23 protein-coding genes are annotated in these 24,258 nt (G+C 61.8%); 16 read left to right on the top strand and 7 right to left on the bottom strand.

Going from position 1 to position 24,258, the window contains the following annotated elements; translation table 11 throughout:
- Nucleotides 1-70 precede the first annotated feature (70 nt).
- Nucleotides 71-586 carry a DUF1993 domain-containing protein gene (locus BM269_RS10090; protein WP_090436885.1) on the top strand — a complete coding sequence of 172 codons (516 nt, stop codon included), beginning with the start codon at nucleotides 71-73 and terminating at the stop codon, nucleotides 584-586.
- A gap of 54 nt (nucleotides 587-640) precedes the next feature.
- Here BM269_RS10090 and BM269_RS10085 read toward each other — a convergent pair whose 3' ends face one another.
- On the bottom strand, nucleotides 641-835 hold the full coding sequence (locus BM269_RS10085; RefSeq protein WP_090436884.1) for a DUF1289 domain-containing protein: 195 nt from the start codon (nucleotides 833-835) through the stop codon (nucleotides 641-643).
- Nucleotides 835-1,395 (bottom strand): DUF1415 domain-containing protein, encoded by a 561-nt coding sequence (locus BM269_RS10080; RefSeq protein WP_090436883.1) that lies wholly within the window; start codon nucleotides 1,393-1,395, stop codon nucleotides 835-837. Before BM269_RS10080 ends, BM269_RS10085 begins: the two co-directional genes overlap by 1 nt.
- Before the next feature lie 172 nt (nucleotides 1,396-1,567).
- Here BM269_RS10080 and BM269_RS10075 point away from each other — a divergent pair, with 172 nt between their 5' ends.
- From BM269_RS10075 to BM269_RS10060, 4 genes are all read left to right on the top strand, one after another.
- Complete coding sequence (locus BM269_RS10075) at nucleotides 1,568-2,878, top strand: transglycosylase SLT domain-containing protein (protein ID WP_090436882.1); 1,311 nt, start codon at nucleotides 1,568-1,570, stop codon at nucleotides 2,876-2,878.
- Nucleotides 2,879-3,037: 159 nt separating this feature from the next.
- Nucleotides 3,038-3,829 carry an enoyl-ACP reductase FabI gene (fabI, locus tag BM269_RS10070; RefSeq protein ID WP_090436881.1) on the top strand — a complete coding sequence of 264 codons (792 nt, stop codon included), beginning with the start codon at nucleotides 3,038-3,040 and terminating at the stop codon, nucleotides 3,827-3,829.
- Between the two features lie 133 nt (nucleotides 3,830-3,962).
- Complete coding sequence (locus tag BM269_RS10065) at nucleotides 3,963-4,499, top strand: sigma-70 family RNA polymerase sigma factor (RefSeq protein WP_229204575.1); 537 nt, start codon at nucleotides 3,963-3,965, stop codon at nucleotides 4,497-4,499.
- Entirely contained in the window at nucleotides 4,496-5,242 is a 747-nt protein-coding gene (locus BM269_RS10060) for a hypothetical protein (RefSeq protein WP_090436880.1), read from the top strand. Before BM269_RS10065 ends, BM269_RS10060 begins: the two co-directional genes overlap by 4 nt.
- A 2-nt stretch (nucleotides 5,243-5,244) precedes the next feature.
- On the opposite strand, the gene BM269_RS10055 is transcribed toward BM269_RS10060, so the two are convergent.
- Entirely contained in the window at nucleotides 5,245-8,085 is a 2,841-nt protein-coding gene (locus BM269_RS10055; protein WP_090436879.1) for a VIT domain-containing protein, read from the bottom strand.
- A gap of 142 nt (nucleotides 8,086-8,227) precedes the next feature.
- Here BM269_RS10055 and BM269_RS10050 point away from each other — a divergent pair, with 142 nt between their 5' ends.
- On the top strand, nucleotides 8,228-9,088 hold the full coding sequence (locus BM269_RS10050; RefSeq protein WP_090436878.1) for an SPFH domain-containing protein: 861 nt from the start codon (nucleotides 8,228-8,230) through the stop codon (nucleotides 9,086-9,088).
- A gap of 6 nt (nucleotides 9,089-9,094) precedes the next feature.
- The gene (locus BM269_RS10045; RefSeq protein WP_090436877.1) at nucleotides 9,095-9,286 is read left to right on the top strand and encodes a type II toxin-antitoxin system antitoxin; all 192 of its coding nucleotides are present in this window, start codon (nucleotides 9,095-9,097) and stop codon (nucleotides 9,284-9,286) included.
- A 6-nt stretch (nucleotides 9,287-9,292) separates the two neighbouring features.
- Here the strand turns inward: BM269_RS10045 and BM269_RS10040 are convergent, their stop codons facing one another.
- Nucleotides 9,293-9,901: a TetR/AcrR family transcriptional regulator gene (locus BM269_RS10040; RefSeq protein WP_090436876.1), complete on the bottom strand. Its 609-nt coding sequence runs from the start codon at nucleotides 9,899-9,901 to the stop codon at nucleotides 9,293-9,295.
- The gene (locus BM269_RS10035; RefSeq protein WP_090436875.1) at nucleotides 9,876-10,193 is read right to left on the bottom strand and encodes a cupin domain-containing protein; all 318 of its coding nucleotides are present in this window, start codon (nucleotides 10,191-10,193) and stop codon (nucleotides 9,876-9,878) included. Before BM269_RS10035 ends, BM269_RS10040 begins: the two co-directional genes overlap by 26 nt.
- Nucleotides 10,194-10,600: 407 nt before the next feature.
- On the opposite strand from BM269_RS10035, the gene BM269_RS10030 reads away from it, so the two are divergent.
- From BM269_RS10030 to BM269_RS10020, 3 genes are all read left to right on the top strand, one after another.
- A complete protein-coding gene (locus BM269_RS10030; RefSeq protein ID WP_090436874.1) occupies nucleotides 10,601-12,304 on the top strand; it encodes a DEAD/DEAH box helicase in 1,704 nt (567 codons plus the stop codon).
- Nucleotides 12,305-12,407: 103 nt separating this feature from the next.
- Nucleotides 12,408-13,307: a L,D-transpeptidase family protein gene (locus BM269_RS10025; RefSeq protein WP_090436873.1), complete on the top strand. Its 900-nt coding sequence runs from the start codon at nucleotides 12,408-12,410 to the stop codon at nucleotides 13,305-13,307.
- Between the two features lie 10 nt (nucleotides 13,308-13,317).
- Nucleotides 13,318-14,085, top strand: coding sequence for a M23 family metallopeptidase (locus tag BM269_RS10020; protein WP_090436872.1), 768 nt, complete (start codon nucleotides 13,318-13,320; stop codon nucleotides 14,083-14,085).
- On the opposite strand, the gene BM269_RS10015 is transcribed toward BM269_RS10020, so the two are convergent.
- Nucleotides 14,076-14,612: a peptidoglycan L,D-endopeptidase MepK gene (locus BM269_RS10015; protein ID WP_090436871.1), complete on the bottom strand. Its 537-nt coding sequence runs from the start codon at nucleotides 14,610-14,612 to the stop codon at nucleotides 14,076-14,078. The two genes, BM269_RS10020 and BM269_RS10015, sit on opposite strands and share 10 nt — an antisense overlap.
- A 99-nt stretch (nucleotides 14,613-14,711) precedes the next feature.
- Between BM269_RS10015 and BM269_RS10010 the strand changes: the two genes are divergently transcribed.
- The 5 genes from BM269_RS10010 (at nucleotide 14,712) to BM269_RS09990 (ending at nucleotide 20,181) form a co-directional block, all read left to right on the top strand.
- A complete protein-coding gene (locus BM269_RS10010) occupies nucleotides 14,712-15,137 on the top strand; it encodes a MarR family winged helix-turn-helix transcriptional regulator (protein ID WP_090436870.1) in 426 nt (141 codons plus the stop codon).
- A complete protein-coding gene (locus BM269_RS10005) occupies nucleotides 15,137-16,396 on the top strand; it encodes an MFS transporter (protein WP_090436869.1) in 1,260 nt (419 codons plus the stop codon). The genes BM269_RS10010 and BM269_RS10005 overlap by 1 nt, the downstream gene beginning before the upstream one ends.
- Nucleotides 16,397-16,406: 10 nt before the next feature.
- Nucleotides 16,407-17,369 carry a LysR family transcriptional regulator gene (locus BM269_RS10000; protein ID WP_090436868.1) on the top strand — a complete coding sequence of 321 codons (963 nt, stop codon included), beginning with the start codon at nucleotides 16,407-16,409 and terminating at the stop codon, nucleotides 17,367-17,369.
- A 190-nt stretch (nucleotides 17,370-17,559) separates the two neighbouring features.
- Nucleotides 17,560-18,843, top strand: a complete 1,284-nt coding sequence (locus BM269_RS09995) for a Glu/Leu/Phe/Val family dehydrogenase (protein WP_090436867.1) — start codon at nucleotides 17,560-17,562, stop codon at nucleotides 18,841-18,843.
- 105 nt (nucleotides 18,844-18,948) lie between these two features.
- The gene (locus BM269_RS09990) at nucleotides 18,949-20,181 is read left to right on the top strand and encodes a malic enzyme-like NAD(P)-binding protein (RefSeq protein ID WP_090436866.1); all 1,233 of its coding nucleotides are present in this window, start codon (nucleotides 18,949-18,951) and stop codon (nucleotides 20,179-20,181) included.
- Nucleotides 20,182-20,264: 83 nt separating this feature from the next.
- Here the strand turns inward: BM269_RS09990 and BM269_RS09985 are convergent, their stop codons facing one another.
- Complete coding sequence (locus BM269_RS09985) at nucleotides 20,265-22,091, bottom strand: DUF885 domain-containing protein (protein ID WP_090436865.1); 1,827 nt, start codon at nucleotides 22,089-22,091, stop codon at nucleotides 20,265-20,267.
- 75 nt (nucleotides 22,092-22,166) lie between these two features.
- Here BM269_RS09985 and BM269_RS09980 point away from each other — a divergent pair, with 75 nt between their 5' ends.
- Entirely contained in the window at nucleotides 22,167-24,233 is a 2,067-nt protein-coding gene (locus tag BM269_RS09980; protein ID WP_090436864.1) for a S9 family peptidase, read from the top strand.
- Nucleotides 24,234-24,258 lie beyond the last annotated feature (25 nt).

Here is a 24,258-nt window from a genome sequence, read left to right as displayed (position 1 = left end):
AAAGATTATCCAGCAGCAATTATGCACGTAACGCGCTATCATCGCCACTCTATATCAGAGGAGTTTACCCATGTCGTTTTCCATGTATTCCGCTTCGATTCCGGTGTTCCGCCAGATCCTCGGCAGCCTGTTGTCCATCCTTGACAAGGCCGAGGCGCACATCGACGAAAAGAAGATTGATCCGAATGCCCTGCTGCAGTTCCGTTTATTCCCGGACATGCTGCCGTTTACCCGTCAAATCCAGATCGCGGCCGACTTCGCCAAGGGCGCAGGCGCGCGCCTGGCTGGGGCGGATGTGCCGGCTTACGAAGACACTGAAAAGACCATTGGTGAACTAAAGCTGCGCATCCAGCGCACGCTGGCTTTCCTGGATTCGCTGCCGCGCCAGGCGATTGAGGATTCTGCGCAACGTTCGGTAACTACCGGTAGCGGCGAAAAGGCGAAACAGTGGGTCGGGCAGGAGTATCTGATGCATTATGCGCTGCCGCATTTCACCTTCCATGCGACCACGGCGTACAACATCCTGCGCCATAACGGGCTGGAGATCGGGAAGAAGGACTTTATCGGGGCGTGGAAGGCTGAATAAAACCGGTAACCTGTGTCTGACCCGCAGGGTCAGGCACAGTCTGCAGCGCCGGTTCTAGGAATTCCGCCGCGGATACCCCTGCGCCAGAATCCGCTGCCAAACCTTCTCCTTCTCTTCCTCGCTCATGGCCACCCAGTGCGCCACCTCGATATAAGTCCGCCCGCAGCCGCGGCAGATTTCATCAAAAGTAGTCGAGCAGACTGCCACGCAAGGCGTATCCGGCCGCTCCGGTGCTTTATCATCCGCCATCACTTCACCTGCAAGCCCAGCTTGTCCCAGCCCTCGTGGCCGAGTTGTTCCATGGTGTCGATATTCTTGTCGAAGATATCGGCCGCCTCCGGGAATGCCTCCACCGCACGGTCGATCGACGCCTCGCGCAGCAAGTGCAAGGTCGGGTAAGGCGAACGGTTGGTGTAGTTCGAGATATCGTTCTTGTTCGTGTCCGCAAACTGGTACTCAGGGTGGAAACTCGCCACCTGCAGCTCGCCTTCCAGCTTCAGCTCTTCCAACGCCGCATCCGCCACGTCCAGGAACTCGTTGTAATCTTCAAAATCCTGCAGCACCAGCGGATGGATCAGCAAGGTCGTATCGACCACGTCCGGGTCTTCCCCAGCCAGGAATTCCAGCTCCTTGATCAGGTCTTCCAGCAATTCCTCAGGCGAGGAAGCCTCCGACACCACATAGCGCACCTGCTGCTTCACATGCACGGCCTTGGCGAACGGGCACAGGTTCAGGCCGATCACGGCCTTTTCCAGCCATTGCTCGGTTGCCGCGACAACGGCTTCGTAATCCACTCGGGTGTTGCTCATTTATACATCCAAAAATCGTTATCCAAGACGCCAATTATATAGCCTGCTCGACATAATTATCCAAGAAAATCAGGCACATAGCGAATTTTTCCTTGACTCGACAGGGTTTCAACCCTACACTCCGGCCTTAGATAGTCCGCCCATTGTTTCTTTACGACAACCGCGAAGCTCTATGCAAGAACGAATCAAATTTGCTGTCCTGATCGCCCTGGCGCTGAGCGCCGCGCTCCCTGCAGCATCGTCCCTGGCATCCACCGACACCGCGAAATCCGTGGTGTTGCAGCCTGCCGTGGAAGAATACAAGGAAACCGACGTCTGGGGCCGCATCCGCTCCGGCTACGCCATTCCCGACGTGAACAACGCCCTGGTCGCCAAGCATGTGAAGTGGTATGCCGACCGCCAGGACTACCTCGACCGCACCACCGCACGCGCCTCCCTTTACCTGTTCCACGTGGTGGAAGAGCTGGAAAAGCGCAACATGCCAACCGAACTGGCCCTGCTGCCCTTCATCGAATCGGCCTTCAACCCGCAAGCCCTGTCGACCGCCAACGCGGCCGGCCTGTGGCAATTCGTGCCGGGCACCGGCCGCGACTATGACTTGAAGCAGAACGCATTCAAGGATGACCGCCGCTCCGTGCTGGCCTCGACCGACGCCGCCCTGAGCTACCTGCAACGCCTGTACACCATGTTCGGCGACTGGCACCTGGCCCTGGCCGCCTACAACTGGGGCGAAGGCAATGTGCAGAAAGCCATCAAGCGCAACCAGGCCGCCGGCAAGCCGATCGATTTCGACAGCCTGGCCGAACTGATGCCGGCCGAGACCCGCAACTACGTACCGAAGCTGCAGGCGGTAAAGAATATCGTTGCCAACCCGTCGCAATACGCCGTGCACCTGCCGGTGATCGACAACGAGCCGTATTTCACCGCGATCGACAAGACCCGCGACATCGACATGGCCCTGGCCGCCAAGCTGGCCGAGATCTCGGTCGACGAATTCAAGGCCCTGAACCCGCAGTTCAAGAAGCCCGTCATTACCGGCAACGAGCAGACCAAGATCCTGCTGCCGACCGAGAATGCTGCCAAGTTCGCCACCAACCTGGCCTCGTGGACCCACGCCCTGTCGAGCTGGACCACCCATAAGATCTCCAGTGCCCGTGAAAGCATCGCCTCCCTGGCGCGCAAGTTCGGCACCACCCCGGATGCCATCCGCCAGGCCAACAACATGCCTCAGCGATCGGTGCTGAAGGCCGGCTCGACCATCCTGGTGCCGAATATCTCCGCCTCGGCAGCCGGCAAGGACATTTCGGCCGACGTGATCGAAAACGCCGTCATGGCCGTGGAAACCGAGCGCGCGGGCCCAAAACGCAGCAACTACCGCCAAGCCTCCTCCACTCGCGGCGAATCCAAGCCAGCAGTCAGCATGGTCAAGGCGCGCGTCAAGCGTGACGAAGCCGGCAAATCGAAGACCCGCCGCAGCAACTAATTGCGCTGTTAAGCGGATTACCAAGCGCGTTATCAACACGCCCCCCTTGCCTGACCGGCAGGGGCACCCGGGACCGGTGTCAAGAAAATCACTTCTTGCAGTCCCGGACTCGGCGCGTTTACAATCCCGTTCTTGCGGTATAACCCCATTGGAGTAGATATGGCTTTCTTGCAAGGCAAAAAAATCCTGATTACTGGCGTCCTGTCCAACCGTTCCATCGCTTACGGCATTGCTAAGGCAGCCCACCGCGAAGGCGCCGAACTGGCTTTCACCTACGTTGGCGAGCGCTTCAAAGACCGCATCACTGAATTCGCTGCCGAATTCGGCAGCAAACTGGTCTTCGACTGCGACGTCAGCAGCGACGAACAAATCGCCAACCTGTTCACCGACCTGGCCAAGAGCTGGGACAGCCTGGACGGTTTCGTGCACGCCATCGGCTTCGCCCCACGCGAAGCGATCGCCGGCGAATTCCTGGACGGCCTGACCCGCGAAAACTTCCGCGTGGCCCACGACATTTCGGCGTACAGCTTCCCGGCAATGGTGAAAGCCGCCCTGCCGCTGCTGAAGCCAGGCTCCTCCGTGCTGACCCTGTCCTACCTGGGCGCGGTGCGCGCGATCCCTTACTACAACACCATGGGCCTGGCCAAGGCATCGCTGGAAGCCTCCGTACGTTACCTGGCAGAGAACCTGGGCCAGCACGGCATCCGTTCCAACGGCATTTCCGCCGGCCCGATCAAGACCCTGGCCGCTTCCGGCATCAAGGACTTCGGCAAGCTGCTCGGCTTCGCCGCCGGCCACGCCCCACTGCGCCGCAACGTGACCATTGAAGAAGTGGGCAACGCCGCAGCGTTCCTGCTGTCCGACCTGTCCTCCGGCATCACCGGCGACATCATGTACGTCGACGGCGGCTTCTCGCACGTGATGGGCCTGAACTCGAGCGATTACGAGTAATCGTCCCCGCCTCGACAGACAAGCCGCCCCCGGGGCGGCTTTTGCTTTTCAATCTTAAGCGACTTGCGCGGAGCAGGCCAATTGTCTAAAGTGGGCGCCTTGATTTCGCTTACCTGGAAGCCCCACGCCCCGCATGTCCATCGAGCTTTCCGACGACGAATTGATGTTGCGTTACCGCGATGGCGAATTGAGCGCCTTCCAGGAACTGTATCGCCGCCACAGTCGCGGCCTGTATCGTTTCCTGGCATGGCGCAGCGGGCGCACGGAGTGGGCCGATGAGGTGGCGCAGGAAACCTGGCTGGCGGTGCATCACGCCCGCACGCGCTATGCTGCACAAGGCAGCTTTCGCAGCTATCTGTTCCAGATCGGCCGCAATCGCCTGGCCGACATGCAGCGCCAGCCCGATGTCGACGATTGCGGTGACGCGAGCCTGGTGCAGGATTCGGCCGAGGCCACCGCGCTGGAACGCCAGCAGAACCTGGCACTGCACGCCGCCATCCGCCTGCTTCCGTCGGAACAGAAGGAAGCACTGGTGCTGCAGCACTTCAGCGGCTTGAGCATCGATGAAATTGCACTGGTGGTTGCGGCGCCAGCGGAAACAGTGAAGAGCCGCCTGCGCTATGCCATGCGTAAGCTGCGCGAGCAATTCAAGCAGGAGGAGACAGTATGACGCCGGTCGACAAGGACAATTTCGAAGACGCGGACCTGGTGCGCCGCCTGGCCTCCTTGCCGCAACCGGAACCGTCGGCGGAGCTCGACGCGGCCATCTTCGCGCACATCCAGAAGGACCTGGCGGCCGGTCCTGCCGCAGCCAACGATCCGGCTGTCGAAGCCCCGCGCCCGAAACCGAAGCACCGTTATCGCGCGCCGCTGGCGTTTGCAGCCAGCCTGGCCGGCATCGCAATCCTGTTCCCGGTCTGGCGCAGCTACCAGCACCAGGAATTGCAGCCGCTCGAAGTGCGAATCGTACCGGAAGAACTGCCTGCAGCCATGCCCGCTCCGATGATCGGCGATGAGGAAGCCGCTGCGCCTGCGGAAAAAAAACGCGAGTCCGCCATCGTTGCCGCAAAGCCTGCGCCGGCCATTCCACAAATGGACATGCCACTACCAGCTGCGGAGCCGGCCGAGTCAGTGGCGCCCCCCCCGCCTCCGCCTCCCCCTGCACCGGCCCCGGCACCGGCGGCCGCACCGCCTGCACCGAAAATGGAGGTGGATGAACTTGATTCGCCACGCAAGGCAGCCGCGCGCTCGCTGGAAGCCGAAAGTCCGAAAGAGTGGCTGCAGTCAATCGAGCGCTTGCTTGATGCGGGCGACACCGGGTCGGCCACTGCACAATGGAAGCGCTTCCGCAAAGCCCACCCGGACTATCCAGTACCGGATACCCTGGCGGGCCGCCTCAAAGCGCTGGAATAGCCCTACTTCGGCTTCACTTCAAACTCGCCGACCAGGATCGAGCTACCCTGCTCTTTCAGGCGCAGCGTCACCATCTTGTCGTCCGCCTTCTGCGTGCCGAAACCGGTCGTGAAGTGCAGCTGCAGCGTGGTCGCACCAGTGACGATCTGCTGCGCGCTGCCGAAGTAATTGACCTCGACGCGATAGATGCCTGGCTTTGCATTGCGCAGCATGAACTCTTCCGGGCCATAGCCGCCCGTGAAGTCGCGCGACATGCGCCCGCCCTGGTAGGTCAGCTGGTGGCCGTAGTAGGCGCGCTCGCCGTCGGGATCAATCACATGCAAATCCATATCGCTGTTATCCGCATCCCAGCTCAACACCACGCGCAAGTCCACCGGCAGGTTGCGCAGCAAGCGTGAATCCATTCCACGCGTATCGAGCGTGCGTCCGCCGGACCTGGCATGCGCCACGATCGAATTCAGCTCGGACAGCGCAATCAACTCCACATCAGCAAAGCGCCCGTCCCATGGCCGCAGCACCACTTGGTATAGTTGTTCGATGGCCAGTTGTTCCTGGCCACTCGCCGCAAGGGCCAGCCCGAGGTCGCGGAAGGATTGCGGCTCCTCTTCCGCCATATCCTGCACACGCTCCAGCAACGGCACGGCCAGCCGCGGAGCACCAGCCTCCATCAAGCGGTAGGACAGCACCCGCAGCACGTGGCGGTTCTCCAGTTCCATCTCGGCCAGGTTGGACAGCACACGCAAGCCCAGGTCGCGCTGGCCTCGCTCCAGCATCAGGCCCGCCACGTCCAGCAAAAAGGCGCTGCTGCCGGCGTGCGACGGGCGCTCGTCCAGATAGATGCGGTACATGTCGCCAACTGCAGCTTTGCGCATGCGCGCGGTGTACGGCGCATCGGGCTGCCACGCCTTCAGGCGGACACTTGCACCGCCGTTGATGCGCTTCTCAGCCGGCATGTCCAACTCGTCGACCGCCATTGGAGCAGCTGCAGGAGCGGCGCGCGAAGCCATCGCCGGTGGCGGTGCCGGCGCGGGCATTGCCTCCATCATCGGGGCCTCGGCCATCCGCATGTCGGCAACGGCCGCCTTCTTCGGCGCTAGCGCAGGTGGGCGGTTCTTGGGGAAAGATTTCTCCCACCACGCCACTTTGGCCTGGAACTCCCGCACCACATTGTCCAGGTGCTTTACACGCTGCTTGGCCATCCGGGCCTGACTTTCAGCCTTCATTTTTTCGAAGGCAGCGCGATATTTTTCGGGCGGCGTCACGTCGTGCCGCACATAGTCTTCCAGTTGCTCGAGCACCAGCAGTGACGTCTCGCGGGTCGGCAAGCCAAACTCCAGCCCGATGCGCCGGATCGCGGCGCGATTGAGTTCATAGTTGCCCTCCAGCTGGGCAATGCGCCGATTGGCCCACCACCATGCTGCCAGCGGATGAGGCGCGCTCTTGTCATTGGCTGGGTCAATGGATACCTCGTATTTCCTGCCCTGCTTATCCAAGGCCACGACCAGCGGCTCCCTGCCCCGGACTTTGCCGGCCACGCGCAGCAAGCCAGCATGCGCCTGGCTTCCGTCAACCACCACATCGCCAGCCTGCATGCCAGTGGCGCCGACCACTCTCACGCCGTCGGAAAGCAGCTCTTGCGACGCGTGATGTGCATCGACAGGATCGATGCCGATATGCCTGCCACCGTTTGCAGTTGCCCACGCCGCCAGGCGCGCAGTGTCCGCGCCGGCACTGGAACTCAGTGTGAACAGGCGGCGGCCTTTCGCCAGCTGCGGGAAGGCGCCCACGCCGTAATTTCGCAGGCCATCGCTGAACATCAGGTATTCGTCGACGTCGGGCTGCGGTTGCCAGTCGGCCAGCGCACTGGCGCCGTCGTAGACAGTCGATTCGAGCTCCGCGATCAGGATGCCGGACTGCCCCTTGGCCAGCTTGAAGACTTTGACCGGCTCAGCCTTGTCACGCATGCGCACCAGGCGCACTTCCACGCTGCCCGCGGCTTCAAGGTAGCTTGCCAGTACGCGCAATTCCGCTTTCAGGGAGCGCTGCGCGCCGGAGCTGGAGCTATCCCACAGCACGCCGACAACCTTCGGCAACGTGCGCGGCATACGCTCGGCAGGTACCGGCACTTCCGCCAGGAAGTACTGTTGGCCGTTAAACTCCTCCACATAAGTCTTCGGCTTGTCCTGCGAGACAGGCACGCGCACCAGGATTTCGCCTTTGGCCTTCGCCACATCGAGCTGCCATCCTCCTTCCGCACGCACAAATCGCTCCGGTGCGCCGATGACAAGCGGCGCCTCCTCGCTTCCCATGACGCGCACGTCCAGCGCCACCGGGATGCTGAACTGCTTCAACGGCAGGCGATAGCTCCAGTTCTTCTGCTGGCGCGCCAGCATGGCCGCGTACTTCAGCTCCACCGTTCGCGTTCCGCGCCCCGGAATCGGATAAATGCGCAACTTGAAGTTATTGCCCTGCGTTTGCTCCAGCAAGGCCGGGTCGATACGCCGGCGCTCCTCGGCTTCCAGAATTTGCCGCCCACGCTCCTTCTCGATCGGCACTGCGGGACGCAGCTCGCCGCCGATATCCAGCGCAAAGCCCGTTACCTGCTGGCCTTCGCCAAGCGGGAATTGCAGGTCACCCTCAAGCTGACGCAAGTTCGGGTTGTAAAAGACCAGCTTCACAGTCGTTTCGGCCATGCCGCCCGAAACGACGGTCTGCACGGCCGCGCTTTGCACGCGAACCGGCGATTCGCTGCCGCTCGTGATGGACCTGATTAACGGTGGTGTCTGCGCCACGGCTGCACCGCCGGCCAACATGCACAACACCAGGATAAGCCTCGCCAACATGATTACTCCCTTCAAAGTGAACGCTTCTGAACAGGAATCGGACTGGCGGGAAAAAAGGGGTTAAACAATCGAGAATAATTTGACAACGCCAAAAAGTGAGACTAAAGTGATATCACTTTGATTTAACCCTCCTGGATCGATCATGAACCGAATCGAAAAGCCGTTTTCGTCTTACAGTGGTTACCTGGCGTTGACCTTCGTTGTCATGCTGGGGATTTTCGCCTTCCTTATGCTGCGCGGATTCCAGCCGTTTCTGGCTGCGGCGTGCGTCCTGGTGGCGGTGTTCCTGGCGCCCGGGCTGTACATGCTGCAGCCGAACGAGAGCGCCATCCTGACCCTGTTCGGCCAATACATCGGCACCGACCGCAGCGAAGGCCTGCGCTGGGCTTTTCCGCTGTACCGCAAACAGCGCCTGTCGCTGCGTGCCCGCAACCTGAATGCGCCGACGCTGAAAGTGAACGACAAGCGCGGCAATCCGGTCGAGATTTCCGCCGCCATCGTCTGGCGTGTGCAGGACACGGCGCAGGCCATCTTCGACGTGGATGATTTCGAACGCTACGTGGCCGTGCAAGCGGAAGCCGCCATCCGCCACCTCGCCTCGCGCTATGCTTACGACGATGGTGAAGATCTCGCCAAGGGCGAAATGACGCTGCGTTCCGGCATGGATGAAGTGTCGCTGGCACTGCGCAGCGAACTGCAGGAACGCTTCAAAGCGGCCGGCGTGGAAACCGTCGACGCCAAGCTGACCCACCTCGCCTATGCGCCCGAAATCGCGCAGGTGATGCTGCGCCGCCAGCAAGCCGAAGCCATCGTCAGCGCCCGCTCCCGCATCGTGCACGGTGCTGTCAGCATGGTTGAGTCGGCCCTGAATGCCCTGGCCGAACGCGACATCGTTGAACTGGACTCGGAACGCAAGGCGGCAATGGTGAGCAACCTGCTGGTGGTACTGTGCTCTGATAAAGAGACCCAACCAATCGTCAACACAGGCACCCTGTATAACTGAGTCAAGATGGCCAGCCCCGGCAAAAAAGCCTTCCCCCTGAGGATCGACCCGGCGTTGTGGGATGAACTACAACGCCTGGCCGCCCAGGACCTGCGCAGCGTGAACGCGGAAATCGAATTCCTGCTGCGCGAGGCATTGGCGCGCCGAGGCATCAAGCCGAAATCGCCAGGCAGTGCAACGGCGAACGATGGCGATTAAGTATGGTCAGCCAGTCTTCTCCTGCACGCTGACTATTTTCAGAAAATTATTGGCTCTTTTCCGGAAAGCGATTTGAGGATCCTTTTCCACTAATGAGACGGCCATCATTCCCTCGAATGATGCGAAAATCAATTCTGCAAGCTCTCGTTCGCCACGCGAGATCCGCTCTAGCCAGTCAACGTTCTGCGCCACAAACAGCCTTAACTCTTCGAGGCACGCATTCTCTTGAAAAGAGGGTTCTTTTACCATCATCAAGTACAAGCACGGACGCCTCCCGTCGCCTAGCATCTGCGCGAACAGCTCGGCGTATTCCAGAAGTTGCTCTGCAACCGTCAAGTTAACAGCCGCCGCAATTGCCTGCAGTCGCGCCGCTTGCTCCGCGCGATACTGTTGCATCGCATATTGAGCCAAATCCTCTTTCGATGCGAAGTGATGGTAAAGGCTAGGCGCCTTGATCCCAAGGTTGTCGGCAATTTGTCGCATGCCTAAACCACTGAAGCCGAACTGTTGAAACAAACGGATTGCCGCACTCAGGATAGTCTCTCGAGTGCGTGGCGCATGGTTCGTTTGGGACGATGTCACGATGGTGCTACTCCAGGATTTGAATGCCGCCATGGTGGGCGACGAACAGCAGCGCTTCTTCCACCGCATGGGCCTCATGCTGGTCACCCTCTTGCACTTGAAGAACATCTCCTGCCCGCATTTCGATGCCATTGAAGCGAATCACACCCTCCAAAACATAGATCTGCTCCCATCCATGATGAGCATGTTTCGGAAAACGTGCACCGGCTTGAAACTTGGCCAGGTAGCCTCCGTCGCCATCACTTCCGGTCCATGTCGAACAAGTCTGAACTCCTGGAATGCCGGAATTACCCCACTCACGATCATATTGCCGAGCCAAAATCATTTGCGAACTCCCCGAACTGAAAAAGAATCAACACTCTAACTAACGTTCGTTAGGCAGTCAACCGAGATCCGATTCACCCCGTAGCTGCCTCACATGGGCAACGCGATATTGCTCTGCCGCAAACTCAAACGAAAGCTACCGCACGGCTGGGAATCCATGTATAATTCACCGCTTGTGCGCTGCAACACATCAACGCAGCTGAAAATAACAACACAAATAGCAGCTTCGCGAAACTATCTGCCGCATCCCTCAACATTGGATGCCGCCTTAAAAGCCCTCCGCCCTGTGTGTCGTAGTCCAATGACACCGTCCCGGCGCAAAGCTTTTGTGCCGAAATTTCTATACAAATAGAGTCGTTTCGTTCTGGTTTAGCGTAGCTATTTTTTCGCTTTTTACGAAAGATTTACATGACTTTTGAAGCACTTGGTCTCCACACGTCCATCCTCTCCGCACTGACCGAAGCCGGCTACACCGCGCCGACTCCCGTCCAGCAGCAGGCCGTCCCTGCTGCCATCGAAGGCAAGGACCTGCTGGTTTCCTCGCAAACCGGCTCCGGCAAGACCGCGGCCTTCATGCTGCCATCGCTGCACCGCCTGGCCAGCGCGCCTTTTGCCGGCGCCTCCGGCAAAACCGCAGCCCAGGAAGCGCAGTCGGCGCGCTCCCGCGGCGAGCGTCCACGCTTCCGTCCTGCACAGCCAAAAATGCTGGTGCTGACCCCTACCCGTGAACTGGCACTGCAGGTCACGACCAACACCACCAAGTACACCTCGCATCTGCGTAACATCAAGTCGGTCGCAATCCTGGGCGGCATGCCTTACCCGAAACAGATGCAACTGCTGGCGAAGAATCCGGAAATCCTGGTCGCAACGCCAGGTCGCCTGATCGACCATATGGAGCAAGGCAAGATCGACTTCTCGCAGCTGCAGATCCTGGTGCTGGACGAAGCCGACCGCATGCTGGACATGGGCTTCATCGACGACATCGAGAAGATCGTTGCCGCCACCCCGGAATCGCGCCAGACCATGCTGTTCTCGGCGACCCTGGACGGCGTGGTTGGCAATATGGCCCGCCGCATCACCAAAGACCCGCTGATCATCCAGGTGAACAGCACCACCACCAAGCACGAAAACATCGCCCAGCGCGTGCACTTCGTGGACGACCTGTCGCACAAGAACCGCCTGCTGGACCACCTGCTGCGCGACGAAACCATGGACCAAGCAGTGGTCTTCACCGCGACCAAGCGTGACGCCGACACCATCGCCGACCGCCTGAACATCGCCGGTTTCTCCGCCGCCGCCCTGCACGGCGACATGCACCAGGGCGCGCGCAACCGCACCCTGGACGGCCTGCGCCGCGGTAACGTGAAGGTGCTGGTTGCAACCGACGTGGCAGCGCGTGGCATCGACGTGCCGAACATCACCCACGTGTTCAATTACGACCTGCCGAAGTTCCCAGAAGACTACGTGCACCGCATCGGCCGTACCGGCCGCGCTGGCCGCAACGGTATCGCGGTATCGCTGGTGAACCACGCTGAAAACATGCTGGTGCGCCGTATCGAGCGCCTGACCAAGCAGCCGATTCCGGTCGAAGTGGTCGAGGGCTTCGAGCCTAAGCGTGCAGCGCCTTCGCGCTCCGCGACGCGTCCTGGCTGGAAACCAGGCGACGGCCGCAACGCCAAGCCGGGCCAGCGTTCCTTCTCGAACCCACGTTCGGAAGGCGGCCACTATCGCAGCGAAGGCAATCCATTCGGCGGCGAGCGCAAGGAAGGCGGCTACCGTAACCGCAACGAAGGCGGCTATCGCGCTGAAGGCGGTTTCCGCAGCGAACGTCCAGCCGAAGGCGGCTTCCGCAACCGTAATGAAGGCGGCTTCCGTTCCGAACGTCCGGCCGAAGGCGGTTTCCGTTCCGAGCGCCCAGCCGAAGGCGGCTTCCGCAACCGCGCCGACGGTGGCGGTTTCCGCGCTGAGCGTCCTGCAGAAGGCGGCTTCCGCAAGGAAGGCGGCGGTTTCCGTGAGCGCGGCGAGAGCAATTTCCGCAATCGCGACCGCGACGCCGGCGGCTTTAAAGGCCCACGTACCGATGCACCGCGCCGTCCTTGGGGCGATCGCTAATCGTTAGCGCGCAATCAAGAAGGCCGCTGGGGTAACCCGGCGGCCTTTTTCTTTTGTACGTTACCGAACGGAGCCGGCTCAAAAACAGGGCGACACTGCGCCCATGAGAACAACCCTGATTGCCCTTCTGTTAGCCAGCACGGGCGCGCATGCGGCTCCGGACTCGCCCTCCCCAACCGTGCGCGCCCAAGTGCTGCTGGACCGGGCCAATTTCTCCGGCGGCCAGATCGACGGTACGGCCGGCAGCAATATGCGGCAAGCCTTGATCGGCTTCCAGCGGGCGCACGACTTGCCCCAAACCGGCAAGGCGGACGAGGCGACACTCGCCGCGCTCGACGACGGCCAACCGGTGCTGGCTGAATACACGGTGACCGAGGCCGACGTCGCCGGTCCGTTTGCACCAGTGCCGGAGGAAATGGCCGACAAGGCAAAGTTGCAGGCACTGGGTTATTCCAGCGCTGCCGAGGCATTGGGAGAACGCTTTCACGCCAGCCCCGCCCTGCTGCGCAAGCTCAATCCAGGCAAGGATATCGAACAAGCGGGCACACAAATCATGGTGCCGAATATCGGCGGCGAACGCCCCTTGCCCAAAGCGGCCAGCCTGGTGGTTGACCGCAGCGCCAGTACGGTGACTTTGCTCGACGCCGGCGGCAAAGTGATTGTGCAGGTACCCGCAAGTACCGGCAGCGAGCATGACCCGCTGCCGATTGGACAATGGAAGGTGAATGGCGTCGCCCGCAACCCGCCCTTCCACTACAACCCGAAATTATTCTGGGATGCCCGGCCCGGCGAGAACAAGGCCACCATCCCGCCCGGACCGAACAATCCGGTCGGCGTCGCGTGGATCGACCTGTCGAAAGATCATTACGGCATCCACGGCACGCCGGAACCGGGAAAGATCGGCAAAACGCAGTCGCACGGCTGCATCCGGCTCGCCAACTGGGACGCGGCGCGCGTCGCCGATGCCGTGGGGCCGGGAACGCCAGTCGTGCTGCAGGAATAAGGAGGCTGTCATGAGACCCATCGGCACATTCGGCACTCTGATTGCCGGCACCGTCCTCGGTGCCGCGGGCACGCTGCTGTTGCTGAGCCGCGTTCCGCTGGATAACCGCGAAACCGCGGCCATTACAATGCCCGGCGACCGGCCTGCTTCAGTGCCGCCGACCGTGCCGGCTACACCTCCCGCCATCGCGCCTTCGGCAGCTGCTCCGGCAGCCGCACTCATGCCGGCCCAGGCAGCGCCTATCGACCCGCCGCGGGCCGCCAGCGCCGCCAAGGCCGGCGATTCCCTGGCAGGCATGCAGCCGGCGGACGCCAGCGGTACCGGCGGCCTGCTGGCCAGCGGCAGCGGCGCATCGCTGCTGATTCCCGTGGCGGGCGTGAAACCGGCACAGGTTCAGGATACTTACAGCCAGCCGCGCGGCTCCGAACGCGTGCATGAAGCGCTCGACATCCTCGCGCCGATCGGCACGCCGGTCTACGCTGTAGCGGACGGCAGGATCGCTAAGCTGTTCACCAGCAAACCCGGCGGACTGACGATCTACCAGTTCGATCCGGCCGAAAAATTCTCGTACTATTACGCCCATCTCGACCACTACGCCACGGCGTTGAAAGAAGGCCAGCAGGTCAAGCGCGGCGATTTGATCGGCTACGTGGGCGCCACCGGCAATGCCGATCCCGCAGCGCCGCACCTGCATTTCGCCATGTTTGAACTGGGTCCGGAAAAGAACTGGTGGCAGGGCAAGCCGGTCAACCCTTACCCGCTGCTTGGTCACCAGTGACGCACACGCCCGGTATCCATGTGCACGAATTGCGACGTCGGGTAATAGCCGACGCCACCGCTCTTCAAAGCCAGCGCGGCCTTGTGTAGGCGCGCCAGGTCCCGCCCAGGAAGGCGCACATCGATCGCCTTCCCTTCGATATGCATGCTGTGCTTTGCCACGCCGCCGCTGGCCTCCGCCAGCTTGCGGTTGGTTTCCGGCGAGCGGTAGCCCGAAATCACGTGGATCACTTCATGGTTGCTGAACTGCGCGCTGACGCGCTCGAGCAGCAAGATCAATTCGGTATCGATGGGGGCAATCTTGTCGTTGCGGTGATCGCGCAGCAGGTGGTTGATGTCCTGCAGCGCCTCGGGGATGAACTGCCCTTCGGCCCAGAACATGGTGCGCAGGGTTTCCCCGGTATGCGTGTTGTAGAAGCGCAGGCTGCGCTCATGCGGCGCCGCGATCGCCGCACGCGCCATCGCCGGCAGCGCCAAAGCCGAGGCCACCGCGACGGAACTCTTGAGGAATGATCTGCGCTGGTTCATGCCCCTAGTCTACCGCTGACACCGATTCAAATGTTTTTATGGCGCGCGGCAAGAAGTTTCGATATACTTGACCACTCAAGCACTTTTCAATGAACGATCATGGATAACGCACTCGAATTCTGCCTGCGCCTGGCGCGCGCCCACGCCACCATTATTCGCCGCCTGGACACCGTCCTGGGCGGCCACCACGGCCTGAGCTTCAGCGACTTCACGCTGCTGCAAAGCCTGGCCAACGCCCCCGGCGGCCGCCTGCGCCGCGTCGACCTGGCCGACCGCCTGGGACTGACCGCCTCCGGCGTCACCCGCACCCTGCTGCCGCTGGAGAAGACCGGCTGGGTCGCGCGCCAGGCCGACGAACGCGATGCGCGCGTCGGCTATGCAGTGATTACCGCCGCCGGCCACGCACTGCTCGATAACGCCCAACGCACCGCCACCGAATACGCGGCGGATTTGCTGCGCCACTCAAATGACGAAGAACTGGCGCCCCTGAACGCCGTTCTCGCCAACCTGATCGGACCCCAATAATGACGCCAAGTCCCAGCCTGAAAACCAATGCCAACTTCCGCTGGCTGCTCAGCGGCGGCATCCTGTCCATGCTGGGCGACCAATTCACCCTGATCGCCCTGCCCTGGCTTGTGTTGAAATTGAGCGGCGACCCGCTGTCGCTCGGACTGGTGCTGGCATTGTTGGGCGCACCGCGCGCCATCTTCATCCTGATCGGCGGTGCGGTGGTGGACCGCTATTCGCCCAAGCGCGTGTTCATGCTGACCAAGCACGCCAGCGCCTTGCTGGTCGGCGCCCTGGCAGTCTTGGTGCTGACCGGCGCGGCCACGCTGCCGCTGGTGTATGCGCTGTCGCTGGGCATCGGCCTGGCGCAAGCGTTTGCCTATCCGTCCGGCAGCTCGATCATGCCGCGCACCATTCCGGCGGAACTGCTGCAGGCGGCAAATGGCGCCATCATGGGCGTACGCCAGGTCGGCATGCTTGCGGGGCCGTTGCTTGCTGCGCTGCTGCTGGCGCTCGGCGATGCCGGCGATGCCAACGGCGGCATGCGTGCATTGGGCCTGGCTTTCGCGTTCGACAGCGTGAGTTTCGTGGTCTCCGCGTGGACCTTGTCGAGGGTGGTGCCGCTGCCCGGCGCCGCACCGTCGGTGCCGCAGAACGTGCTGCATGCCGTCGGCGAAGGCTTGATGACGGTTTGGCGCGACGTGGATATGCGCACCTGCTTCGCCTACTGGGGCCTGGTGTCGGTGCTGATCGGCGGCACCATGCAGGTAGCCCTGCCGGTGCTGGCCAAGGAACGCCTGCACGATGGCGCCGCCTTCGGCATGCTGATGGCGGCCCACGGCGCCGGCATGTTGGCGGGCATGGTCTTCTCCAGCATGACCGCCAAGTACAATACCGGCAAACCTGTGCGCATTGGCTTGCTTGCCTTGTCGGTCGATGCGATGGCCGGCCTGTTGATCATGCCGCTCGGCCTGATCACCGCTGCGTGGCAAGGCGGCTTGCTGCTGTTATCGCTCGGCGCGCTGGTAGGCCTGGTGCAGGTGGCCGTGTTCACGTGGATCCAGAAGCGCGTGCAGCCGCAGATGATGGGGCGTGTGATGAGCATCTTCATGTTCATCCTGTTTGGCCTGGCGCCACTGTCCTCGGCCGCAACCGGATGGATCATGCAGAGTGCGAGCTTGCCGCAAATGTTCTTTGGCGGTGGCGTAATCCTGGTGGTTTGCGCTACGCTTGCGTTGCTGTTCACGCCAATGCGCCGCATCGCAACCGCTGCTTAGGATCTCGTTCATGGAAACAAAATGGCTGGAAGACTTCATCTCCCTGGTTGAAACGAATAGTTTCAGCCGCTCCGCACAACTGCGCCACGTAACGCAGCCCGCGTTCTCGCGGCGCATCCAGTCGCTGGAGAACTGGCTGGGCATGGACTTGATCGACCGCACATCGTACCCGACGCGCGTGACGCCGGCGGGGTTGGTGTTCTATGAGCAGGCGCTGGAAATGCTCAGCCAGATCAACGGTGTGCGCGAGCTGTTGCGCGGCAAACGGGCGGCGGCGCAGAACAGTATCGACCTGGCCGTGCCGCATACCTTGTCGCTGACCTTCGTCCCGAAGTGGATCACGCAGCTCGAGGAGGATTTCGCGCCGATCAATTCGCGTTTGATGGCGTTGAACGTGCACGATGCGGTACTGCAGTTGGTGGAAGGCGGCTGCGACCTGCTGCTTTGCTACCACCATCCACGCCAGCCGGTGCAGCTTGATCCGGGTCGCTACGACATGCTGGTGCTGGGGCGCGAGGCTTTGCGCGCCTATGCGCGCTGCGACAAGGCAAAGCAGCCGGAGTTCGTGCTGCCGGGGCGGAAGACTTCACCGCTGCCTTTCCTTTCCTACACCACCAATGCCTATCTCGGGCGTATGGTTGACCTGATCATGGCCGATGCAAAGCAGGCTTTGCACCTTGAGACCCACTACGAAACCGATATGGCGGAAGGGTTGAAGATGATGGCATTGGAGGGGCGTGGGATCGCCTTCCTGCCTGAATCTGCGGTAACACGCGAGGTGAAGCAGAAGCTGCTGGCTCCTGCCGACGGCGGACGGGTCGAGTGGGAAATCGAGATGGAGATCCGGCTCTATCGCGAGCGGCCAAGCGTGGCGAGGCCCGGGAAGGCAATCGTTGCGCGGCTTTGGGAGCACTTGGCGGAACAGCAAAAACCGGCTTCGGCGAAGCGGCGCGTGCCGGCTTCGGACCGCTAAAACCGGTATCCCAGTGTCTGACCGACAGGGGCCGACACTGATTTGCCGGTCCTGTAGTTTTAGTTCAATCACATGCCATTCCGACACGTTATGCAAATTTTGCATAACCGGATGCGCACTCGGCATTGGCCTGCCGAATTGCACAGGAATAAGATTCGCCGCGTTACCGAACAACTGAGCGAGTCACACAATGACCAACCACGCCTTGCCTTCTTACCTCAACGCCGAAGATCTCGGTCCTTGGGGCCAGTACCTGAAACAGATTGATCGCGTCACCCCTCACCTGGGCGGCCTGTCCCGCTGGGTTGAAACCCTGAAGCGCCCTAAGCGCATCCTCGTTGTCGACGTTCCGATCGAACGTGACGACGGCACGATCGCCCACTACGAAGGCTATCGCGTTCAACACAATATGTCTCGCGGCCCTGGCAAGGGTGGCGTACGCTTCCATCAGGATGTAACCCTGTCGGAAGTAATGGCCCTTTCGGCATGGATGACGGTGAAAAACGCCGCCGTCAACGTGCCATACGGTGGCGCAAAAGGTGGTATCCGTGTCGATCCAAAGACCCTGTCCAAAGGTGAACTGCAGCGCCTGACCCGCCGCTACACCAGCGAGATCAGTCTGATCATCGGACCGACCAAGGATATCCCTGCGCCGGACGTCAACACCAACGAACAGGTGATGGCGTGGATGATGGACTCCTACGCCATGATCGAAGGTAACCTGTCGACCGGCGTTGTGACCGGCAAGCCAATCTCGATGGGCGGCTCGCTGGGCCGTCGTGAAGCAACCGGCCGCGGCGTGTTCGTGACCGGTCGTGAAGCGGCTGCAAAGCGCGGCGTGGCAATTGCCGGCGCCCGCATTGCAATCCAGGGCTTCGGCAACGTGGGCGGCATCGCTGCCAACATGTTCGCGGACGCCGGCTCCAAGATCATCGCAGTGCAGGATCACACCGGCACCGTGGTGCACCAGGGCGGCCTGAACGTCGCTGAACTGCACAAGCACGTAGCCGAAACCGGCGGCGTGGCTGGCTTCCCAGGCGCAGAAGCGACCCAGGACCGCGATTCCTTCTGGGGCATCGAGTCCGACATCCTGGTTCCGGCGGCACTGGAACAGCAGATCACCGCCAAGAACGCAGGCCAGATCCGCACCAAGATCATCCTGGAAGGCGCCAACGGCCCAACCACTCCTGAAGCGGACGACATCCTGAACGAAAAAGACATCCTGATCGTTCCGGACGTGCTGTGCAACGCCGGCGGCGTGACCGTGTCCTACTTCGAATGGGTGCAGGACTTCTCCTCCTTCTTCTGGAGCGAGGAAGAAATCAATGCACGCCTGACCCGCATCATGCAGGACGCGTTCAACTCCGTGTGGGAAGTGTCGCAAGAGAAGAAGGTTTCGCTGCGCACCGCAACCTTCATCCTGGCCTGCACCCGCGTGCTGGCTGCCCGCGAAGTTCGTGGCCTGTACCCTTAATCAAAAATCAAGCCGGGCGCCCGCGTAGCGCCCAGCAGCATACGCCCGCACAGGCTACACTGCCTGTAGCGGGCGTTTTTCGCAGAACATAAGGAGAAGCACAGAATGAGCAGTCTTGAACAAAAGGCGCTGGAATACCATAAAGCCGGCACGCCCGGCAAAGTGGCGATTGCAGTGACCAAGAGCGTTGCCAGCCAGGACGACCTGGCCCTGGCCTACTCGCCAGGCGTAGCGGCGCCTTGCATGGAAATCGCACGCGATCCGGCACTGGCCTACGAATACACGGCCAAGGGCAACCTGGTGGCAGTCATCACCAACGGCAGCGCGGTGCTGGGCCTGGGCAATATCGGCGCACTGGCCGGCAAGCCGGTCATGGAAGGCAAGTCCATCCTGTTCAAGAAATTCGCCGGCATCGATTCCTTCGACATCGAACTGGACGAAACCGATCCGGACAAGCTGGTCGACATCATCGCGGCCATGCACCCTACTTTCGGCGGCATCAACCTGGAAGACATCAAGGCGCCGGAGTGCTTCTACATTGAACGCAAGCTGCGTGAACGCTTGAGCATTCCCGTGTTCCACGACGACCAGCACGGCACCGCCATCGTGGTCGGCGCCGGCATGCTGAACGCCGTTGAAATGACCGGCCGCGACATCGCCGACGTGAAGATCGTCTGCTCCGGCGCCGGCGCGGCGGCTATCGCCTGCCTGGAGCTGCTGGTCGACATCGGCGCGCGGCGCGAGAACATCTTCGTGTGCGACTCCAAAGGCGTGCTGACCAAAGCCCGCAACCTGACCGGCGAAAAAGCCGAATGGGCGCAGGACACCACCGCCACCGCGTTGTCCGATGTGATGGACGGTGCCGATGTATTCCTCGGCGTGTCCGGTCCTGGCGTGCTGTCGCAAGCCGACGTGCAGCGCATGAAGAAACAGCCGATCGTGTTCACCCTGGCCAACCCGGAGCCGGAACTGCGCCCTGAGCTGGTACGCGAAGTGGCACCGGACGCGATCATCGCCACCGGCCGCTCCGACTACCCGAACCAGATCAACAACGCGCTGTGCTTCCCATACCTGTTCCGTGCCGCGCTGGACACCGGCGCCACCACGATCAACCAGGAAATGAAGCGCGCCTGCGTGACCGCCCTGGCCGGCCTGGCCCGCAGCGACGTCCGCTTCGGCAAAGACTACGTGGTGCCGGGCCTGCTGGACGACCGCCTGCTGCCGACCGTCACCCCGAAGATCGCGCAAGCGGCAATGCGCAGCGGCGTGGCGCGAAAAGAACTGGACATGACCGCCTACTTCGAACGCCTCGAAGCGCTCGGCAAGCACCTTCTGTAATTAAAGTCGGGGTCAGCTCTGGCAATCGGACATAAATTTCGCATGCGAAATTTATGTCCGATTGCCAGAGCTGACCCCGACTTTCATTTGTGGAGAGCGATCCAGTCGTCCACCACGCGCTCCAGTACCGTCATCGGCAAGGCGCCGTGGCTCAGGACTTCGTGATGGAATTCCTTGAGGTCGAACTTGTCGCCCAATTCACCACGCGCTTTCTCGCGCAAGCCCAGGATCGACAACATTCCCACCTTGTACGCCAACGCCTGGCCCGGTGAGACGATGTAGCGCTCCACTTCCGCAGTCGCTTCCCGCTCGGCCATGCCGGCGTTTTCCATCATGTATTCGATGGCCTCTTCACGCGTCCAGCGCTTGTAGTGGATGCCGGTGTCGACCACCAGCCGTGCGGCACGCATCATGTCGTCGCGCAGGCGGCCAAGCTGGTCCAGCGGATCGGGCGTCAGGCCCATTTCGGAAGCCAGCCGCTCCGCATACAAGCCCCAGCCTTCCTGGTATGCCGAAAAACCGATCACCCGGCGGAAAAACGGCACACCCTTCATCTCCTGTGCCAGCGATATCTGGAAATGGTGGCCTGGCATGACTTCATGGAAGACCGTGCTGCGCATGCCGAATTTCGGCGTGTCCTTCAGCGAGCGCATGTTCGCGTAGAATACGCCTGGCCGCGAGCCATCGATTGCACCCGGCATGTAATAAGCGCTCGGCGCCGTGGCAGCCGATTCGATGGGGGCAGGACGCACTTCGATCGCAGCCTTGGGGTGCGTAGTAAATGCGCCGGCCAGCTTCTCATCCGCCTCTTTCATGATGGCGCGGTATTCGGCCAGCATCTGATTGCGGCCTTCCTCGGTGTCCGGGTAGCGATATTTCGGATCGCGCTGCAGCTGAAGCATCCGCTCGCCGACGCTTCCCTCTTCCAGCCCGATCTGGCGCAGTAAACGGTCCATGATGCCGGTAAGGCGATCGACGTCGGCCAGCCCAAGCTCATGCACGCGCTGGGGCGTCAGGTTGGTCGAGGTGTGATAGCGCACGCACCAGGCGTAATACTCGTCGCCGTTTGGCAGCGACCAGGCGCCGTCGTTGACGTGGACCCGGCCCTGCAGCTCGACGAAATGGCGAATCAATTCTGCGTAAGCCGGATAGACGCTTGCCTGGATCGCCTCGGCCACGCCTTGCAGCAATTCGGCGCGCACCTTTTCGTTCATGTCGGCCAGCGGAATCGCATCGAGCTTGGTCTTGAAGCTCGTGTACAGCATGTTCTCGCGCGCCGGCCGGCCGGCGAAGCCGTGCATCTGCAGCAGCACTTTCTCGACCAGGAATTGCGGTGGCAGGATGCCGGCCGCTTCCTGCGCGCGCAGGCTCTCGACCAATTGCTCGAACTTGCGCGGAAACTTCTGCAGGCGGGCGATATAGTTTTCGGCTTCGCTGCGATTGCCGACGCGATGCACGTCGCTCATGAACTCCGGCAGCGCGCTTTGCAGGCCGTGCACCTGGTTGACCGGGAATTCGTGAAGCTGGAAGCGTTCGCCTTCCGCCATGGTGCTCAGGTAATAGTGCAGCGTGTCGTAGGACAGTTGCGCTTCGCGCCCCAGCTCATTGCGGTCGTAGCGGTCCAGCATCGCCAGGTTGTCCTTCATATCCTGGTAGTACTCGCGCCGGCGTCGGGGCGACTCGTCGTCCAGCCGCGAGCTGGAGAAATCCAGCCAGCCCGGCAGCACGTGCAGCCTCGACATCATCTCCGGGCTTTTCAGCGCGGCCGAAGCAAAGCCGCGCATGTAGAACCATTCGAGCTTGAGCGGCTTCGAATACCACGTTTGCGTCAGCAGCACAGCGCCGGCGCACAAGGCAGCCGTAGCGCCGGTCAATCCCCAGACCGCGATTTTCTTAGTATTGATCTCCATGCGCGAAATATTACAGTATCATGCCCGCTGGCCAGCCATCCGCTGGCAGATTTGATAACAGACCGGAGATCCCGAATGACCTTACGCCTGCTGGTACTGGGCGCCGCCATCGCAGCGGCCACCAATGCCGCCGCCGCCCCGCGCGGCCTGACCATCGAAGACCTGGCAAGCATGGACCGTGTTGGCAGCCCTGTGCTGTCGCCGGATGCAAGCCGCGTGGTGTACACCGTCCGCGCCACCAATATGGAAAAGAACCGCGGCATCACGCAACTGTGGATGATCGACCTGAAGGCCGCCAAGCCGGCCCCGGTCCAACTGACCCAGCACGACGCCAGCAGCAGCCAGCCGCAATGGTCCCACTCCGGCGATGCCGTGTACTTCGTCAGCGGCCGTTCCGGTTCCGCGCAAGTATGGCGCCTGCCGATGAACGCCGGCGGCGAAGCGGTGCGCATCACCGATTACCCGCTGGGCGTCGAGAGCTTCCGCCTGTCGCCGAAAGGTGACCGCCTGGCGCTGGCCTTCGAAGTGTTCCGCGATTGCCCCGACCTGGCCTGCACCAAGAAGCGCCTGGACGACAAGTCCAAGAACAAGGCTACCGGCATGCTGTACAGCGAAATGTTCGTGCGCCACTGGGATGCCTGGGCCGACGGCCGCCGCAACGTGCTGTATTCGGCACCGCTCGACGCAAGCGGCAAGGCCGGCGCACCGGTCAGCCTGAGCGGCTCGCTGGACGGCGACGTGCACTCCAAGCCTTTCGGCGACAACGCCGACTACCAGTTCTCGCCGGACGGCCAGAAGGTCGTGTTCTCGGCACGCGTGGCCGGCAAGGCTGAATCGTGGTCCACCAACTTCGACCTGTATGAAGTGCCTGCAGCCGGCGGCGGCGCCCCGCGCAACCTGACCGCCGAAAACCCGGCATGGGACGCCAAACCATCCTTCTCGCCGGACGGCAAGACCCTCGCCTACCTGATGATGGAGCGCCCGGGCTTTGAAGCCGATCGCTTCCATATGGTGCTGATGGATGTCGCCACCGGCAAGAAGCGCGTGCTGGCACAGGAATGGGACCGCTCAATCGCCGACTACAAATGGCGTCCTGACGGCAAGGCCCTGCTGGCCAATGCCGACGATATCGGCAACCACCGCCTGTTCTCGATCGATGCCGCATCCGGCAAGGTCACTGCTCTGACAGGCAAGGGCTATGCCGGCGAGTTCGACGTGCAGAAAGACACGGTGATTTCTGCCGCGGCTTCCCTGGGCGGCGGCGCGCAACTGGTCAAGCTGAAAACCGAAGGCGCCGAACAGAAAGGCATGCAACTGACCTGGGCCAATGCCGATCGCCTGAAAGACGTGAAGATGGCGGAGTACGAACAGTTCTCCTTCAAAGGCGCGAACGGCGAAACCGTGTACGGCCACGTGATGAAGCCTTGGAACTACGAACCGGGCAAGAAATACCCGGTCGCCTTCCTGGTGCACGGCGGCCCGCAGGGCAGCTTCGGCAATAGCTGGAGCTACCGCTGGAACCCGCAGGTGTATGCCGGCGCAGGCTACGCTTCGGTCTTCATCGACTTCCACGGTTCGACCGGCTACGGCCAGGGCTTCACCGATTCGATCAGCGGCGACTGGGGCGGCAAGCCACTGGAAGACCTGCAGAAAGGCCTGGCGGCAGCCGTGGCCAAGTACGACTTCCTGGACGGCCGGAACGCCTGCGCCCTGGGCGCTTCCTACGGCGGCTTCATGATGAACTGGATCGAAGGCAACTGGAGCGACGGCTTCAAGTGCATCGTCAACCACGACGGCGTATTCGACCAGCGCGGCATGGCCTACTCCACCGAAGAACTGTGGTTCACCGAATGGGACAACGGCGGCACTTACTACGCCAACCCGAACGGCTACGAGAAGTTCAACCCGGTGCACCACGTGGCGAAATGGAAGACCCCGATGCTGGTGGTACAGGGCGACCTGGACTTCCGCATCCCGACCGCGCAAGCGCTGGGTACCTTCACCGCGCTGCAGCGCCAGGGCATCGAGTCCAAGCTGCTGGTCTTCCCGGACGAGAACCACTGGGTACTGAAGCCTGCCAACTCGATCCTGTGGCACCACACCGTGATCGGCTGGCTGGATGATCACCTGAAGAAGAATTAAGAATCAAGGCCGCCTCCGGGCGGCT

Source organism: Duganella sp. CF458 (genome assembly GCF_900113115.1).
GTDB lineage: Bacteria > Pseudomonadota > Gammaproteobacteria > Burkholderiales > Burkholderiaceae_D > Rugamonas.
This window is presented reverse-complemented; position numbering and strand designations above follow the sequence as displayed.

What these genes read in the sequence shown, in the direction of transcription:
- BM269_RS10065 (WP_229204575.1), top strand. Translation starts at nt 3,963, where the DNA reads ATGTCCATCGAGCTTTCCGACGACGAATTGATGTTGCGTTACCGCGAT.
- BM269_RS10030 (WP_090436874.1), top strand. Translation starts at nt 10,601, where the DNA reads ATGACTTTTGAAGCACTTGGTCTCCACACGTCCATCCTCTCCGCACTG.
- BM269_RS10060 (WP_090436880.1), top strand. Translation starts at nt 4,496, where the DNA reads ATGACGCCGGTCGACAAGGACAATTTCGAAGACGCGGACCTGGTGCGC.
- BM269_RS09995 (WP_090436867.1), top strand. Translation starts at nt 17,560, where the DNA reads ATGACCAACCACGCCTTGCCTTCTTACCTCAACGCCGAAGATCTCGGT.
- BM269_RS09985 (WP_090436865.1), bottom strand. Translation starts at nt 22,091, where the DNA reads ATGGAGATCAATACTAAGAAAATCGCGGTCTGGGGATTGACCGGCGCT.
- BM269_RS10040 (WP_090436876.1), bottom strand. Translation starts at nt 9,901, where the DNA reads ATGGCGGCATTCAAATCCTGGAGTAGCACCATCGTGACATCGTCCCAA.
- BM269_RS10080 (WP_090436883.1), bottom strand. Translation starts at nt 1,395, where the DNA reads ATGAGCAACACCCGAGTGGATTACGAAGCCGTTGTCGCGGCAACCGAG.
- BM269_RS09990 (WP_090436866.1), top strand. Translation starts at nt 18,949, where the DNA reads ATGAGCAGTCTTGAACAAAAGGCGCTGGAATACCATAAAGCCGGCACG.
- BM269_RS09980 (WP_090436864.1), top strand. Translation starts at nt 22,167, where the DNA reads ATGACCTTACGCCTGCTGGTACTGGGCGCCGCCATCGCAGCGGCCACC.
- BM269_RS10075 (WP_090436882.1), top strand. Translation starts at nt 1,568, where the DNA reads ATGCAAGAACGAATCAAATTTGCTGTCCTGATCGCCCTGGCGCTGAGC.
- BM269_RS10045 (WP_090436877.1), top strand. Translation starts at nt 9,095, where the DNA reads ATGGCCAGCCCCGGCAAAAAAGCCTTCCCCCTGAGGATCGACCCGGCG.
- BM269_RS10035 (WP_090436875.1), bottom strand. Translation starts at nt 10,193, where the DNA reads ATGATTTTGGCTCGGCAATATGATCGTGAGTGGGGTAATTCCGGCATT.
- BM269_RS10055 (WP_090436879.1), bottom strand. Translation starts at nt 8,085, where the DNA reads ATGTTGGCGAGGCTTATCCTGGTGTTGTGCATGTTGGCCGGCGGTGCA.
- BM269_RS10020 (WP_090436872.1), top strand. Translation starts at nt 13,318, where the DNA reads ATGAGACCCATCGGCACATTCGGCACTCTGATTGCCGGCACCGTCCTC.
- BM269_RS10000 (WP_090436868.1), top strand. Translation starts at nt 16,407, where the DNA reads ATGGAAACAAAATGGCTGGAAGACTTCATCTCCCTGGTTGAAACGAAT.
- BM269_RS10015 (WP_090436871.1), bottom strand. Translation starts at nt 14,612, where the DNA reads ATGAACCAGCGCAGATCATTCCTCAAGAGTTCCGTCGCGGTGGCCTCG.
- BM269_RS10010 (WP_090436870.1), top strand. Translation starts at nt 14,712, where the DNA reads ATGGATAACGCACTCGAATTCTGCCTGCGCCTGGCGCGCGCCCACGCC.
- BM269_RS10085 (WP_090436884.1), bottom strand. Translation starts at nt 835, where the DNA reads ATGGCGGATGATAAAGCACCGGAGCGGCCGGATACGCCTTGCGTGGCA.
- BM269_RS10090 (WP_090436885.1), top strand. Translation starts at nt 71, where the DNA reads ATGTCGTTTTCCATGTATTCCGCTTCGATTCCGGTGTTCCGCCAGATC.
- fabI (WP_090436881.1), top strand. Translation starts at nt 3,038, where the DNA reads ATGGCTTTCTTGCAAGGCAAAAAAATCCTGATTACTGGCGTCCTGTCC.
- BM269_RS10005 (WP_090436869.1), top strand. Translation starts at nt 15,137, where the DNA reads ATGACGCCAAGTCCCAGCCTGAAAACCAATGCCAACTTCCGCTGGCTG.
- BM269_RS10050 (WP_090436878.1), top strand. Translation starts at nt 8,228, where the DNA reads ATGAACCGAATCGAAAAGCCGTTTTCGTCTTACAGTGGTTACCTGGCG.
- BM269_RS10025 (WP_090436873.1), top strand. Translation starts at nt 12,408, where the DNA reads ATGAGAACAACCCTGATTGCCCTTCTGTTAGCCAGCACGGGCGCGCAT.